Here is a 14,306-nt window from a genome sequence, read left to right on the forward strand (position 1 = left end):
ACCCCCTCCCGACCCGAAGGATCCCCGTGCCCCGCATGACGCCGACCCGCCAGCCCCGCCCGCTGCGGACTCTCCCGCTCATCGGCCTCGCCGCCGTCGCGCTCGCCACCGCGGCGTGCACGCCCAACACCCCGGCCGACGCGTCGGGTGACGGCGAGGGCCCGGTGACCATCACCGTCGCCAGCACCGCCGACGCCTGCACGCTCTCGGCCACCTCGGCGCCGTCGGGCAACGTCGTGTTCTCGGTCACCAACAACGGCGACGACGTCACCGAGTTCTACCTGCTCGCCGAGGACGGGCTGCGGATCGTCAGCGAGGTCGAGAACATCGGCCCGGGACTGTCGCGCGACCTCGTGCTGACCGCCAAGCCGGGCGCGTACCAGACCGCCTGCAAGCCCGGCATGGTGGGCGACGGCATCCGCGCGCCGTTCACCGTCACCGACTCCGGCGCCGACGTCGCCCCGACCGGCGAGGTCGCCGACCAGATCGCGCAGGCGACCACGGCGTACGTCGCCTACGTCAAGGACCAGACCGAGCAACTGCTGGCCGGCACGCAGGACTTCGTCGACGCCTACACCTCCGGCGACGACGAGGCGGCCCGCGAGCTGTACGCGCCCACCCGCGTGCACTGGGAGCGCATCGAGCCCGTCGCCGAGTCCTTCGGCGACCTCGACCCGCGCATGGACCTGCGCGAGGCCGACCTGGAGGACGGCCAGGAGTGGACCGGCTGGCACCTGCTGGAGAAGGACCTGTGGCAGCCCGAGCCCGACGCCAACGGCGGCGAGGCCTACACGCCGCTGACCGACGCGCAGCGCACGCAGTACGCCGACCAGCTCCTGGCCGACACCCAAGAGCTGTACGACCGCGTCCACGCCGCCGACTTCCCCGAGGCCATCGACGCCGCCGCGATCGGCAACGGCGCCAAGGGCCTGCTCGACGAGGTCGCGACCGGCAAGGTCACCGGCGAGGAGGAGATCTGGTCGCACACCGACCTGTGGGACTTCCAGGCCAACGTCGACGGCGCCCGCGTCGCGTTCGAGGGGCTGCGCGACGTCGTGGAGGCCAAGGACGCCGCGCTCGCCGGGCAGCTCGACACGCGCTTCGCCGACCTGCAGACGCTGCTCGACGGGTACACGCAGGGCGACGGGTTCGTCACCTACACCGACCTGAGCGAGGACCAGGTCAAGGAGCTCGCCGCCGCGGTCGACGCCCTGGGCGAGCCGTTGAGCAAGCTCACCGCCGCCGTGGTGCTGTGAGCGCACCGGTCACCGGGCAGGGCGGCGAGGAGCCGGGCGAGACCCCGGCCCCCTCGGCGCCCGCCGCCCGCCGCGACCCGTCCCGCCGCGCCCTGCTGGGCGCCGGCGGGGCGGGTCTCGCCGCGCTCGCGGCCGGGTTCGCCGGCGGGTTCGGCGCTGCCCGCGCCCAGGGCGCGCCCCCCGCCACCGACGACGGCCACGTCGTGCCCTTCCGCGGCGCGCGCCAGGCCGGCATCGTCACGCCCGCGCAGGACCGCCTGCACTTCGCGGCGTTCGACCTCACGACGTCGTCGCGCGACGACGTCGTCGACCTGCTGCGCCGCTGGAGCCTCGCGGCCGAGCGCATGACGCGCGGCCTGCCCGCGGGCGAGCTCGGCCCGGTCGGCGGGGCGTATGACGCGCCGCCCGACGACACGGGCGAGGCCCAGGAGCTGCGGCCGGGCAACCTGACCATCACGTTCGGGTTCGGCCCGTCGCTGTTCGGCGGCGGCGACATCGGCCCCGACCGGTTCGGGCTCGCCGCCCGCCGCCCCAACGCGCTGGCGGACCTGCCGCACTTCCCCGGCGACACGCTGGAGGCCGCGCGCTGCGGAGGCGACCTCATGGTGCAGGCCTGCTCGGACGACCCGCAGATCGCCGTGCACGCGGTGCGCAACCTGGCCCGCCTCGCGTTCGGCACGGCGCAGGTGCGCTGGAGCCAGCTCGGCTACGGGCGCACGTCGCGCACGTCGTCGGCGCAGGCCACGCCCCGCAACCTCTTCGGCTTCAAGGACGGCACCGCCAACCTCCTCGCGGAGGACACCGCGGCCCTCGACGAGCACGTGTGGGTGGCGCCCGGCGACGACCCGGCCGCGTCCTGGCTCGCGGGCGGCTCGTACCTGGTGGCCCGCCGCATCCGGATGACCATCGAGACCTGGGACCGCAGCTCGCTGCGCGAGCAGGAGAGCGTCGTGGGGCGCACCAAGGGCACGGGCGCGCCCCTGTCGGGCGGGCAGGAGGCGACCGAGCCCGACTTCACGCGCACGGGCAACGACGGCAGGCCGCTCATCGACCCCGACTCGCATGTGGCGCTCGCCCACCCGACCGCCAACGGCGGGGTGCGCATGCTGCGCCGCGGCTACAACTACACCGACGGGTCGGACGGGCTCGGGCGGCTCGACGCGGGGCTGTTCTTCCTCGCGTTCGTGCGCGACCCGGTGCGCCAGTTCGTGCCCATGCAGAACGCGCTGGCCAAGAACGACCTCATGAGCGAGTACCTGCGCCACACCGGATCAGGCGTCTGGGCCGTGCCCCCGGGCCTGGCCGACGGCGCCGACTACGTCGGGCAGGCGCTCTTCGAGTCCTGAGCGCGGCGCGCTACCGCGGCGCCGACGGCGCCGGGCTCGGCGCCCGTTGCGGCCCGAAGTGCAGCGGCGAGGCGGCGAACGCCAGGCACGCGAGCAGCGCGAGCGCCGTCGCAAGCGCACACGCCCGCGTCACGACACCGCGGGTGCGCGGACCGAGTCGGCGGCGCAGCGCCGCGAGCAGGACGAGCCCCACGAGCGCGCCCGCGGCGTTGACGATGACGTCGGTGACGTCCGCCTTGCCGAGCGCCAGCGCGAACTGGACCACTTCGAGCGTCAGGCTCGCCGCGGCCGCCGCCGCGACCACGCGACGGCGCCGCCACGCGGGCGCCAGCAGGCCCAGGTACAGCCCGAACGGGACGAACAGCAGCAGGTTCCCGGCCACCTCGACGCCGGTGTTGGCCCGCGCCCCGAGGCCCGACCCGAACGGGACCACCTTGAGCTTGCGCACCGCGCCCTCGGCCAGGTGCGGGACCTCCAGCTTCCACAGCACGACCCACACGAGCAGCGCGAGGTAGACGACGAACAGCGCGACCACGGCAGCGTGGGCCCCGCGCCGCGGTCCGGGCTCTCGGCGCCCCGTCCCGCCGCACGCCACCTCGCGCGCCACCTCGACCCTCTCGGCCGCCGTCACCGCCAGCAGATCGCCATCAGCCGACCGATGCGCGCACGACGACCTCGCCGGCCTCGACGCGCAGGTCGGTGACGTCGAGGCCCGGCAGCCGCGCAGCGGTCAGCGCCTCGACGTCGACGACGACGCTCGCGTCGGGGCGCACGTCGATCGCCTCGCGCGGCAGCCCCTGGGCCGCCAGGCGGGCCTCGATCGGACCGGCGAGCAGGCCCAAGAGCTTGCCGACCGGCAGCCCGGCGGCGTTGACCTCCACCCCCAGCGTGGCGCGGCCGCCGGCGAAGCCGAGCACGCGCAGGTCGGCGCGCACGACCGGCGCGAGGCGGGCCGCGAGCTTGAGCGGCCCGGGCAGATTGTCGATCCGGCGCAGGTCAGCGGTGACGCGCACCGTGTCGCCGTCGGCCGCGACCGACGTGATGGCGGCGGGCAGCCCGGTGCCGCCGATGGCGGCGAGCCCGAGCGCCTCGGCGGGGGTGAGTCGGATGAGCACCGTCCGAGCCTACTGGCGTCGGCTCACAGGCCCGGGCTCACCTGCCCGTGCAGCACGCGGGCGCCCTCGGCGATCGACCCCGACAGCGACGGATAGATGGTGAACGCGCTCGCGACGTCGTCGACGGTCAGGCGGTGCGCGACGGCGAGCGTGATGGGGAAGATGAGCTCGCTCGCGCGCGGGGAGACCACGACGCCGCCCAGCACGACGCCCGCCTCGGGGTGGGCGAACAGCTTGACGAACCCGTCGCGCATGCCGAGCATCTTGGCGCGCGGGTTGCGCGCGAGCGGCAGCGTCGAGGCCACGAAACGCACCCCGCCCTCGCGCAGCTGCCGCTCGCTGTAGCCAACGGTCGCGATCTCGGGCGAGGTGAAGATGTTGGCGGCGACGTCGCCCAGGCGCAGCGGCTGGACGGCGTCGCCCAGCGCGTGGGCCATCGCGATGCGCCCCTGCTGGGCGGCGACCGAGGCCAGCGGCAGCACACCCGTGCAGTCGCCCGCGGCGTAGACGCCGCGCGCCGTGGTGCGCGAGACCTTGTCGACGACGACATGCCCGCTGGGGCTCAGCGCGACGCCCGCCTCCTCGAGCCCGAGGCCCGCCGTCGCGGGCACGGCGCCGACCGCGAGCAGCACGTGCGACCCCTCGACCACGCGGCCGTCGGCGAGCGTGACGACGACGCCGTCGGCGGTGCGCTCGGCGCCCGCCGCGCGCGAGCGCGACATGACCTGCATGCCCCGGCCGCGGAAGACGCCCTCCAGCAGTGCGGCGGCGTCCTCGTCCTCGCCTGGCAGCACCCGCTCACGCGAGGAGACCAGGACGACGTCGCAGCCCAGCGCGTGGTAGGCGCCGGCGAACTCGGCGCCCGTGACGCCCGAGCCGACGACGATGAGCCTGCGCGGCAGCGCGTCGAGGCGGTACAGCTGCGTCCAGGTCAGGATGCGCTCGCCGTCGGGCACGGCCGTAGGCAGCGTGCGCGGCGTCGCGCCGACCGCGACGAGCACCGTGTCGGCGTCCAGCACGGTCTCGCCGCCCTCGGCGGCGCGCACCACGACGCGTCCTGGCCCGTCAAGGCGCCCGTCGCCCGTCACGATCCGTGCGCCCTCGCGCTCGAGCCGCGCGCGGATGTCGGCCGACTGCGCGGCCGCGAGCGCCAGGACCCGGGCGTTGACCGCGGCCAGGTCGACGTCGGTGCGCCCGGCCTCGCGCACACCCAGCTCGGGCGCCGCCTCGGACCCGGTGAGCCACTCCGCCGTGGCGATGAGCGTCTTGGACGGCACGACGTCGGTGAGCACCGCGGCGCCGCCCAGGCCGTGACGCTCGACCACCGTGACCTGCGCTCCGAGCCGGCGCGCCACGAGGGCCGCCTCGTAGCCGCCAGGCCCGCCGCCGAGGATCACCACACGGTGGCCGTCGCGGACTGTGGGATCGGTCGTCTCGTCAGCGCTCACGGCCGACATTGTCGCAGTCGGGAGGCTAGCCTCGGACCATGACCAGCAACGCCGCCTCCGTGCCCGACCTCGACGACCCGGCGACCGACCCGCTCGACGTCGCCCGCGCCGCCGCGGACCACATCGCCGAGGTCTCGGGTGTCGAGGGACACGACATCGCCCTGGTGCTCGGCTCCGGCTGGGGCGGCGCCGCGGAGCTGCTCGGCGACGTCGTCGCGCAGATTCCGTCGCACGAGATCCCGGGGTTCGCCAAGCCCTCGGTCGCGGGGCACCTGGGCACCACGCGCTCGATCCGGATCGAGCGCGCCGACGGCTCGACGCGGCACGTGCTGGTGCTCGGCTCACGCACCCACCTGTACGAGGGCCGCGGCGTGCGCCGTGTCGCGCACGGCGTGCGCACGGCCGCCGCGACGGGCGCGACCACCGTGGTGCTGACCAACGGCTGCGGCGGCCTGCACATCTCGTGGCGCCCGGGCCAGGTCGTGCTGCTCAAGGACCACCTCAACCTCACCGGCGCCTCACCGCTTGAGGGCGCGACGTTCGTGGACCTGACCGACCTGTACACCCCGCGCCTGCGCGAGCTCGCGCACCAGGTCGACCCGACGCTGCCCGAGGGCGTCTACGCCCAGTTCCGCGGGCCGCAGTACGAGACGCCGGCCGAGGTGCGTATGGCGGGGCTGGCGGGCGCGGACCTGGTCGGCATGTCGACGACCCTGGAGGCGATCGCGGCGCGGCACTGCGGCCTCGACGTGCTGGGGATGTCGCTCGTGACCAACCTCGCGGCCGGGGTGAGCCCGACGCCGCTGTCGCACGCCGAGGTGCTCGAGGCCGGCGCCAAGGCGGGCCCGGTCATCAGCGACCTGCTCGCGCGGGTGGTCAAGCTCATCTGATCCGCCGCGCGGACGTCTCGCCCCACCCCAGCCCCAGGAGACTGTTGTGACCGACCTGATCGACGGCTCGCTGCCGTCTGTGCTCGCCGCTGCGGCCGCGTGGGAGCGCGACGACGTCGACGAGGCCGACAAGGCCGAGCTGCGCGCGCTCGTGGCGCGCGCCGAGGGCGGCACGCCGGGCGCCGTGCAAGCGCAGGCCGAGCTGCGCGACCGGTTCGCCGCGACGCTGCAGTTCGGCACCGCGGGGCTGCGTGGGGCCATGGCGGCCGGGCCCAACCGCATGAACCGCGCCGTGGTGATCGGCGCGGCCGCCGGCCTCGGCGCGTTCCTGCGCGACGCGCTGGGCGACGCGGCTCCCCGTGTCGTGGTCGGCTTCGACGCGCGGCGCCGCTCGGCCGACTTCGCCCGCGACACCGCCGCGGTGATGACCGCGCAGGGCGTCGAGGTGCTGCTGCTGCCGGCGCCGCTGCCCACGCCCGTGCTGTCGTTCGCGGTGCGGCGCCTGAGCGCCGACGCCGGTGTCATGGTCACCGCGTCGCACAACCCCGCGGCCGACAACGGGTACAAGGTCTACCTGGGCGGGCGCGTCGTGACCGACTCGGGGCAGGGCGCCCAGATCGTCCCGCCGTACGACGCCCAGATCGCCGAGCGCATCGCGGCCGTCGGACCCGCCGCCGCGGTGCCGCGCGCCGCCTCCGGCTGGACGACGCTCGACGCCGAGATCGTCGACGAGTACGTCGCCGCCGTCGTCGCCCTCGGTGACGGGGTCCAGCGCGACCTGCGGATCGTGACGACGTCGCTGCACGGCGTGGGCGGGCAGGTTCTGGCCCGCGTGCTCGCCGAGGCGGGATTCACCGACGTGGCGCCCGTCGAGGAGCAGGCCCACCCCGACCCCGACTTCCCCACCGTGGTGTTCCCCAACCCGGAGGAGAAGGGCGCGATCGACATGGCGATCGCCGTCGCGCAGGACGCGGACGCGGACCTCGTCATCGCCAACGACCCCGACGCCGACCGGTGCGCGGTCGCGGTGCGCGACCGGCGCATGGGCACTTACCAGGGCGCCGAGACCGCCTCGTCGCAGGGGTGGCGCATGCTGCACGGCGACGAGGTGGGCGCGCTGCTGGGCGACGACGTCGCGGCGCGGCTCGCGGCGGCCCCCGCGGCCGGCGGGCCTGCGGGCGGCGAGGGTGACCGGCCCGTGCTCGCCAACTCCGTCGTGTCCTCGCGTCTGCTGGCGGCGATCGCGACGCGGCACGGGCTCGCGCACGCCACGACGCTCACGGGCTTCAAGTGGATCGCGCGCACCCCGGGCCTCGTGTTCGGGTACGAGGAGGCGCTGGGCTACTGCGTCGACCCCGAGCGGGTGCGCGACAAGGACGGCATCTCGGCCGCGCTGCTGATCGCGCAGCTCGCCAACCGGCTCAAGGCCGCCGGGCGCGGGCTCGTGGACCGGCTCGACGACCTCGCGCGCGAGCACGGCCTGTACCTGACCGACCAGCTCTCGGTGCGCTTCGAGGACCTGTCCGGCATTCCCGGGACCATGGCTCGGTTGCGCTCCCAGCCCCCGGCCGCGCTCGCGGGCTCGGCGGTCGTCGACGTGCTCGACCTGGCGCAGGGCGCCGACGGCCTGCCCCCGACCGACGGCGTGCGACTGCTGACCCAGGACGGCACCCGCGTCATCGTGCGCCCCTCGGGCACCGAGCCCAAGGTCAAGTGCTACCTCGAGGTCGTGCGCGACGTCGCGGCCGACGCCTCGTCCGAGGACGTCGGCCAGGCGCGCGCACAGGCGCGGGCCACGCTCGCGACGCTCAAGCACGACGTCGCCGCCGCGCTCGGCCTGTAGCCGAGGGCGGGGCCAGCACGCCCGCCAGGGCTCGTCACGCGACGGCTCGGGCCGAGCCTCGGCCCGAGCCGGTTCGCTCAGTATTCCGAGGGCGCCTCAGTAGTCCGAGGACGGCGCCGCGGGCGTCTGGCCCGCGAGCTCGGCGAGCACCGCGGCGGCGCCCGACATGCCCAGCCGGGTCGCGCCCGCCTCGATCGCGCCGAGTGCGTCCGCCAGCGTACGGACGCCGCCCGACGCCTTGACGCCCAGACGCCCGCCCACCGTCTGCGCCATGAGCGAGACCGCGTGGACGCTCGCGCCGCCCGCCGGGTGGAAGCCCGTGGAGGTCTTGACGTAGTCGGCGCCCGCCGACTCGGCCGCGCGGCACACCGCGACGATCTCGTCGTCGTCGAGCAACGCGGACTCGATGATCACCTTGAGCAGGCGGTCGCCCGGCACGGCCGCGCGCACGGCGGCGATGTCGGCCTCGACGGCCTCGAAGTCGGCGGCCTTCGCGGCGCCCACGTCGATGACCATGTCGACCTCGTCGGCGCCGTCGGCGACCGACTGGGCGGCCTCGGCGGCCTTGACCGACGAGACATGCTTGCCCGACGGGAAGCCGCACACGGTGGCGACCTTGAGCCGTCCGGCCGCGGTCTGGTGCGCGAGCGCGACGAACGTCGGCGACACACACACCGAGAAGACGCCCAGGGCGGCGCCCTCCTCGACGAGCGCGACGACGTCGGCGTCGGTCGCCTCGGGCTTGAGCAGGGTGTGGTCGATGAACGACGCCAGCTCGGCGGGGGTGGTCGGCACGGTGGCGGTGGTCACAGCAGGGCTCCCTCGATCTTCTGGTATCCGGGCACGATCGTCTGCTCGATGAGCGCGCGGCGCTCGTCGTGGTGCATGAACGCGCCCCAGGCGGCGGCGATGGTCACGTCCGCCAGGTCGTCGATGGTCCAGCCCGCCTCGGCCACGAGCAGCCGCATCTCATGCGACATGGACGTGCGCGACATGAGGCGGTTGTCGGTGTTGAGCGTGACCGCGAAGTCGAGCTCCTTCAGGCGCGTGATTGGGTGGTCCGCGACCGAGGTGGCCGACGTCGCCGAGGTCTGCAGGTTGGACACCGGGCACACCTCCAGCGGGATCTGGTGGTCGCGCACCCAGTGGGCCAGCGAGCCGAGCGTCGCCAGCGGCGATCCGTCCTCGTCGCGGCCGAACTCGATGTCCTCGACGATCCGCACACCATGGCCGATGCGGTCGGCCTGGCCCACGTGCACCGCCTGCGCGATCGAGTCCACACCGGCGGCCTCGCCCGCGTGGATGGTCACCGGGAAGTCGTGCTCGGCCAGGTAACGCCAGATCTGCGCGTGTCGGTCAGGCGGGAAGCCGTCCTCGGCGCCGGCGATGTCGAACCCGACCACGCCGCGGTCGCGGTAGGCGACGGCGAGCTCGGCGATCTCCTGCCAGCGGTCGGCGTGGCGCATCGCCGTGACGAGCTGGCCCACGCGGATGACGCGGCCCTCGGCGGCGGCCTGCGCGACGCCCTCGTCGATGCCCGCCTGCACGGCCTCGACCGTCGCCTCCAGGCTCAGGCCCCGGGCCAGGTGCTGCTCGGGCGCCCAGCGCTGCTCGGCGTAGACGACGCCGTCAGCCGCCAGGTCGAGCACGGCCTCCTTGGCGACGCGCGCAAGCGCGTCGGCCGTCTGCATGACGGCGATCGTGTGGTCGAAGGTCTCGAGGTAGCGCACCAGCGAGCCCGAGTCGGCCGCCTGCTGGAACCAGTCGCCCAGGCCCTCGGCGTCGTCGACGGGCAGCCGGTGCCCGACGGCGTCGGCCAGTTCGAGCACGGTCTGCGGGCGCAGCCCGCCGTCGAGGTGGTCGTGCAGCAGCACCTTGGGGAGCGCGGCGATGAGTTCGGGGCTCAGGCCGTGGATGCGGTCGTCCGTCATGCGCTCAACCTAACCGCCGCGGGGCGCGCGGGCGCACTCAGCGTCCGCGCGCAGCCCGCGCGCCGCGCGCGGCGCGACGCGGCCCTCAGTCCGCGTCGTCCTCGGGCGCCTCGGGGCCGGTCGGCTCGGCCACGTAGGCATCCTCGTCGTCCAGACCGCGCACCTCGACGGCCTGGTCGACGACGTCGGCCTCGTCGGCGGCGCCGGCGAGGTCGGGCCGAGGGTTGTCAGGCTGGTACTCCTCAGGCGAGGCCAGGCTCGGGCCGGGGCCCGCGAGGGCCTCCTCCAGCAGGCTCGCGGCCCCGGCGCGGCTCGGAGCGTCGTCGGGGTCGAGCGCGCCGTCGCCCTCGCGCAGGTCAGGATCGTGCAGGTCAGGCGCGGCGAGGCCGGTGTCACGCCAGGCGTCGCGGCCGGGCTGGGTGCTCATGCGGGTTCCTCCTCGACGTGCGGTCGGTCACGCTGCGTCCATCGTCCCGCCGGGGCCGGGCGCCCGCAGCGCGGGCCGCGGGCCGGTGGCGGTCGTTGACCGGCGTCAGCGGGGAAGCAGTGCCCACACCACGTGCGGCCAGGCGCCCAGGGCCGCGGTCAGCGCGCCGCGCTCACGCGCCTGCTCGGGCGCCAGCAGCGCTGACGTCGGCACGGTGTGCGCCGTGGCCGACGACGGCTCGTACAGACGCACCACCCCGCCCGCCTCGTCGCGCGCGTCGACCAACAGCACCACATGCCGCGGCGCCGCCGTCTGCCACCCGCCGCCCAGGTCCCCTCCGCTGAACAGCGGGACGGGCACGCCCGACGCCGCCGCGGCGACCGCGGCGGCGAGCACCGCCGCGCCGCGCTCGCCCGCGCCCACGACCCGGTGCGTGTAGCGCACCCCGGCGAACCGCGCGACGGCGGCCGCGGCCCACGGCGCGGTGCCGTACCGACGCGGCCACGGCGGCAGCTCGCGGGCGCAGGCGCGGTGCGCGCGCCGCTGGAGCGCGGCGAACTGCCGCTGCGGGTCGCGCGCCACGCGCAGCGCCAGCCGCGGATCGCCCGCCATCGCCAGCGCCGTGAGCACCGCCGCGCCGCACGTCGTCTCGTCGATCTGCCGGGCGGGCGCAGTGGGGACGCGCTCGGCGCCGCGCGCGAGGAACGGCAGCGACACGCGTGTGGGGTACCCGACGCGGCCGCTCGGCCCGGTGCGGCCGAGCGGGTCGAGCACCGAGCGGCGCGAGGCGTCACTGAGCTCGGCGAGCGCGGCGGCGACGTCGTCGGGCACATGCGGCACGGCGCCGGGCCACGTCGCGCCCGGCGGCGCGGGCGCCGGGCCCGAGAACAGGCTCAGCCGGGCCAACAGGTCGCTCAGCCGCGCCTGCGCGCCCATGACGGGCCGCGAACCCCGGCCTCAGTGGATCCGGTCGAGCACGACCGGGCCGCGCGCCACCGCCGTGCCGGGCGGCGCGACCTCCCACGCGCCCTCGAGCGCCTCGTAGGCGCGCGCGAACCGCTCGGGCGTGTCGGTGTGCAGCGTGAGGATCGGCTGCCCCGCGGTGACGACGTCGCCAGGCTTGGCGTGCAGCTCGACGCCCGCCGCGGCCTGCACGGGGTCCTCGCGCCGGGCGCGCCCCGCTCCCAGGCGCCAGGCCGCGACGCCCACCCCGTAGGCGTCGAGCCGTGCGAGCACACCGTCGGCGTCCGCGACGACCTGCTCGGTCGCGCGCGCGGTCGGCAGCGGCGCATCCACGTCGCCACCCTGCGCGGCGATCATGCGCCGCCACCGGTCCATGGCGCGCCCGTCGGCGAGCGCCGCGCGCACCTCGTCCTCGCCCGTGGGCCGACCGGCCGCGGCCAGCATCTCGACCGCGAGCGCCACGGTCAGGTCGACGACGTCGGACGGGCCGCCGCCCGCGAGCACCTCGACCGACTCACGCACCTCCAGGGCGTTGCCCGCGGTCAGGCCCAGCGGCGTGGCCATGTCGGTCAGCAGCGCGACGGTGGTCACGCCCGCGTCCGCGCCCAGGTCGACCATGGTGCGCGCGAGCTCGCGCGCCGTGTCCAGGTCCTTCATGAACGCGCCCGAGCCCACCTTGACGTCGAGCACCAGCGCGCCCGTGCCCTCGGCGATCTTCTTGCTCATGATCGAGCTCGCGATGAGCGGGATCGACTCGACCGTGGAGGTCACGTCGCGCAGCGCGTAGAGCTTCTTGTCGGCGGGCGCGAGCCCGTCCCCGGCCGCGCACACCACGGCGCCGACCGAGGCGAGCTGGTCGTGCACCTCGGCGTTGGACAGCCCGGCCCGCCAGCCCGGGATGGACTCGAGCTTGTCGAGCGTGCCGCCCGTGTGGCCCAGGCCGCGGCCCGACAGCTGCGGCACCGCGACGCCGAACGCCGCCACGAGCGGGGCGAGCGGCAGCGTGATCTTGTCGCCCACTCCCCCGGTCGAGTGCTTGTCGGCCGTCGGCACGCCGAGTGAGGCGTAGTCGAGCCGCTCGCCGCTGGCGATCATGGCGCCCGTCCAGCGCTCGATCTCACCGCGGCTCATGCCGTTGAGGAAGATCGCCATGGCCAGGGCCGACATCTGCTCCTCGGCGACGACGCCGCGCGTGTAGGCGTCGATGACCCAGTCGATCTGCCCGGACGACAGCCGCTGCCGGTCGCGCTTGGTGCGGATGATGTCGACGGCGTCGAACGGCTCGTGCCCGGGGGCAGGGGTGGTCACGGTCGCGTCGCTCACGGGGTCTCCTCCTGAAATTGGTGCACGACCTCCAGGTCGTGCGGACCGAACGCCTGCGGCAGGACCTCGGTCATGGGCACGACGCCGCGCGGGCTGTCGACGAGCAGGCTCGGCCCACCGTGCTCCCACAGGAGCTGGCGGCACCGGCCGCACGGCATGATCGCCTCCCCGCGCGCGTCGACGCAGGCGAACGCGACCAGGCGCCCGCCCCCGCCCTCGACGAGCGAGGAGATCAGGCCGCACTCGGCGCACAGCGTGACGCCGTACGCGGCGTTCTCGACATTGCACCCCACCACGACGCGCCCGTCGTCGACGAGCGCGGCGGCGCCCACCGCGAACCCCGAGTAGGGCGCGTAGGCGCGCCGCATGGCCTCGCGGGCGCACGCGCGCAGGGCCTCCCAGTCGACGGGCCTGCCCGCCGCGGACTGCGTCATGCCTGCCTCATCTCACTGGTCACCCCTGCCGGATGGCGGGGCCTACTTCGTGTACGGGATGCCCTCGGACGCGGGCGCGCGCACCCGCCCGACCAGGCCGGCGACGGCGAAGATCGTCACGACGTACGGCGTCATGAGCATGACCTGGCTCGGAATGGGCGTGCCGACGATGCCCAGCACCGTCTGCAGGTTGTCGGAGAACCCGAACAGCACGGCCGCGGCGAGCGCGCCCAGCGGGTTCCACCGGCCGAGGATCATGGCGGCCAGGGCGATGTAGCCCTTGCCGCCCGTCATCTCGCGGCCGAACGCCAGGCCGGTCGCGACGGTGAAGAACGCCCCGCCGAGCCCGGCCACGGCGCCGCCCAGGATCGCGTTCTTGACGCGGGTGCGGTTGACGTTGATGCCCACGGTGTCGGCGGCCTTGGGGTGCTCGCCGACCGCGCGCAGGCGCAGGCCCCAGCGCGAGCGGAACAGGTAGACGTGCAGCAGCGCGACGGCGACGTACATGAGGTACACCAGCAGCGTCTGGCGGAACAGCACCGGGCCGATGACGGGGATCTGCGACAGCAGCGGGATGGGCAGCACAGGCAGCGGCGTGCGGCTGTTCCACGTGGTCGGGTCCTGCGTGAGCACGGTCGAGAACAGGTAGTTGGTCACGCCGATGACGAGCACGTTGAGCACCACGCCGACGATGATCTGGTCGACCCAGTACCGCACGGCGAAGACCACCAGCAGCAGGCCGACCAGGGCGCCGGCGATGGGCGCCGCGATCAGGCCGACGTACGCGCTGCCGGTGACCGAGGCGACGACGGCGGCGAGGAACGCGCCCGCGAGCAGCTGCCCCTCGATCGCGATGTTGATGATGCCGACGCGCTCGCACAGGATGCCGGACATCGAGCCGAACACGAGCGGCACCGACAGGAACAGCGCTCCCGACAGCAGACCCGTCAAGGGGATGGTCTTGCCGGACCCGGCCCAGGCCAGGAACGCCAGGATCCACAGCACGCCGAACGCGACGGGCAGCCACCACCCGAGCGTGCGGCGCGTGGCCGCGGCCCACCAGGCCAGGGCGGCCAGGGCGAGCGCGACGAGGCTGAGCACGAGCGCCGTCGCGGTCGCCGGGACCGAGAACGGCGCGATCTGGAACAGGTCGGTCGACGTCGAGAGCCGGAACGTCGTCGTCTTGCCGCCCGCGGGCAGGATCCCGAAGCCCACCAGGGCGATCAGGCCGAGCACGCTGAGCGCGACGGGCGACTTCCACGAGACGGGCTTGAGCGCGGTCGCCGGGGCGGGAGCCTGGGGGGTGCGGGTCGAGGTGGCGGTGCTCATG

The 14,306-nt window shown here is 75.2% G+C and carries 14 protein-coding genes; 4 read left to right on the plus strand and 10 right to left on the minus strand.

The window, feature by feature from the left end:
• Positions 1–35 precede the first annotated feature (35 nt).
• Both efeO and efeB read left to right on the plus strand, forming a co-directional pair.
• Positions 36–1,256, plus strand: coding sequence for an iron uptake system protein EfeO (gene efeO / locus EV386_RS10065; RefSeq protein ID WP_130416868.1), 1,221 nt, complete (start codon positions 36–38; stop codon positions 1,254–1,256).
• Complete coding sequence (gene efeB / locus EV386_RS10070) at positions 1,253–2,602, plus strand: iron uptake transporter deferrochelatase/peroxidase subunit (protein ID WP_130414632.1); 1,350 nt, start codon at positions 1,253–1,255, stop codon at positions 2,600–2,602. Before efeO ends, efeB begins: the two co-directional genes overlap by 4 nt.
• 10 nt (positions 2,603–2,612) lie before the next feature.
• On the opposite strand, the gene EV386_RS10075 is transcribed toward efeB, so the two are convergent.
• The 3 genes from EV386_RS10075 to EV386_RS10085 form a co-directional block, all read right to left on the minus strand.
• Positions 2,613–3,137: a VanZ family protein gene (locus EV386_RS10075; RefSeq protein ID WP_130414634.1), complete on the minus strand. Its 525-nt coding sequence runs from the start codon at positions 3,135–3,137 to the stop codon at positions 2,613–2,615.
• A 112-nt stretch (positions 3,138–3,249) separates the two neighbouring features.
• Positions 3,250–3,717 carry a hypothetical protein gene (locus EV386_RS10080; RefSeq protein WP_130414636.1) on the minus strand — a complete coding sequence of 156 codons (468 nt, stop codon included), beginning with the start codon at positions 3,715–3,717 and terminating at the stop codon, positions 3,250–3,252.
• Between the two features lie 23 nt (positions 3,718–3,740).
• On the minus strand, positions 3,741–5,174 hold the full coding sequence (locus tag EV386_RS10085; RefSeq protein WP_130414638.1) for an NAD(P)H-quinone dehydrogenase: 1,434 nt from the start codon (positions 5,172–5,174) through the stop codon (positions 3,741–3,743).
• Between the two features lie 29 nt (positions 5,175–5,203).
• Between EV386_RS10085 and EV386_RS10090 the strand changes: the two genes are divergently transcribed.
• Positions 5,204–6,055, plus strand: coding sequence for a purine-nucleoside phosphorylase (locus EV386_RS10090; protein ID WP_130414640.1), 852 nt, complete (start codon positions 5,204–5,206; stop codon positions 6,053–6,055).
• Positions 6,056–6,110: 55 nt separating this feature from the next.
• Positions 6,111–7,898, plus strand: coding sequence for a phospho-sugar mutase (locus tag EV386_RS10095; protein WP_423218998.1), 1,788 nt, complete (start codon positions 6,111–6,113; stop codon positions 7,896–7,898).
• A gap of 96 nt (positions 7,899–7,994) precedes the next feature.
• On the opposite strand, the gene deoC is transcribed toward EV386_RS10095, so the two are convergent.
• The 7 genes from deoC to EV386_RS10130 form a co-directional block, all read right to left on the minus strand.
• The gene (gene deoC / locus EV386_RS10100) at positions 7,995–8,708 is read right to left on the minus strand and encodes a deoxyribose-phosphate aldolase (protein WP_130414644.1); all 714 of its coding nucleotides are present in this window, start codon (positions 8,706–8,708) and stop codon (positions 7,995–7,997) included.
• Positions 8,705–9,829, minus strand: a complete 1,125-nt coding sequence (locus EV386_RS10105) for an adenosine deaminase (protein ID WP_130414646.1) — start codon at positions 9,827–9,829, stop codon at positions 8,705–8,707. The genes deoC and EV386_RS10105 overlap by 4 nt, the downstream gene beginning before the upstream one ends.
• 85 nt (positions 9,830–9,914) lie before the next feature.
• The gene (locus EV386_RS10110) at positions 9,915–10,256 is read right to left on the minus strand and encodes a hypothetical protein (protein WP_130414648.1); all 342 of its coding nucleotides are present in this window, start codon (positions 10,254–10,256) and stop codon (positions 9,915–9,917) included.
• Positions 10,257–10,361: 105 nt separating this feature from the next.
• A complete protein-coding gene (locus tag EV386_RS10115) occupies positions 10,362–11,192 on the minus strand; it encodes a hypothetical protein (RefSeq protein WP_130414650.1) in 831 nt (276 codons plus the stop codon).
• A gap of 21 nt (positions 11,193–11,213) precedes the next feature.
• Complete coding sequence (locus EV386_RS10120; RefSeq protein ID WP_242607907.1) at positions 11,214–12,542, minus strand: thymidine phosphorylase; 1,329 nt, start codon at positions 12,540–12,542, stop codon at positions 11,214–11,216.
• A complete protein-coding gene (locus tag EV386_RS10125; RefSeq protein ID WP_130414652.1) occupies positions 12,539–12,976 on the minus strand; it encodes a cytidine deaminase in 438 nt (145 codons plus the stop codon). The genes EV386_RS10120 and EV386_RS10125 overlap by 4 nt, the downstream gene beginning before the upstream one ends.
• Before the next feature lie 42 nt (positions 12,977–13,018).
• Positions 13,019–14,305 carry an ABC transporter permease gene (locus EV386_RS10130; RefSeq protein ID WP_130414654.1) on the minus strand — a complete coding sequence of 429 codons (1,287 nt, stop codon included), beginning with the start codon at positions 14,303–14,305 and terminating at the stop codon, positions 13,019–13,021.
• Between the last annotated feature and the right edge of the window lies 1 nt (position 14,306).

This window comes from Xylanimonas ulmi (assembly GCF_004216535.1).
GTDB lineage: Bacteria > Actinomycetota > Actinomycetes > Actinomycetales > Cellulomonadaceae > Xylanimonas > Xylanimonas ulmi.

What these genes read in the sequence shown, in the direction of transcription:
- efeO (WP_130416868.1), top strand. Translation starts at nt 36, where the DNA reads ATGACGCCGACCCGCCAGCCCCGCCCGCTGCGGACTCTCCCGCTCATC.
- EV386_RS10105 (WP_130414646.1), bottom strand. Translation starts at nt 9,829, where the DNA reads ATGACGGACGACCGCATCCACGGCCTGAGCCCCGAACTCATCGCCGCG.
- EV386_RS10115 (WP_130414650.1), bottom strand. Translation starts at nt 11,192, where the DNA reads ATGGGCGCGCAGGCGCGGCTGAGCGACCTGTTGGCCCGGCTGAGCCTG.
- EV386_RS10110 (WP_130414648.1), bottom strand. Translation starts at nt 10,256, where the DNA reads ATGAGCACCCAGCCCGGCCGCGACGCCTGGCGTGACACCGGCCTCGCC.
- EV386_RS10090 (WP_130414640.1), top strand. Translation starts at nt 5,204, where the DNA reads ATGACCAGCAACGCCGCCTCCGTGCCCGACCTCGACGACCCGGCGACC.
- EV386_RS10125 (WP_130414652.1), bottom strand. Translation starts at nt 12,976, where the DNA reads ATGACGCAGTCCGCGGCGGGCAGGCCCGTCGACTGGGAGGCCCTGCGC.
- EV386_RS10085 (WP_130414638.1), bottom strand. Translation starts at nt 5,174, where the DNA reads ATGTCGGCCGTGAGCGCTGACGAGACGACCGATCCCACAGTCCGCGAC.
- EV386_RS10130 (WP_130414654.1), bottom strand. Translation starts at nt 14,305, where the DNA reads ATGAGCACCGCCACCTCGACCCGCACCCCCCAGGCTCCCGCCCCGGCG.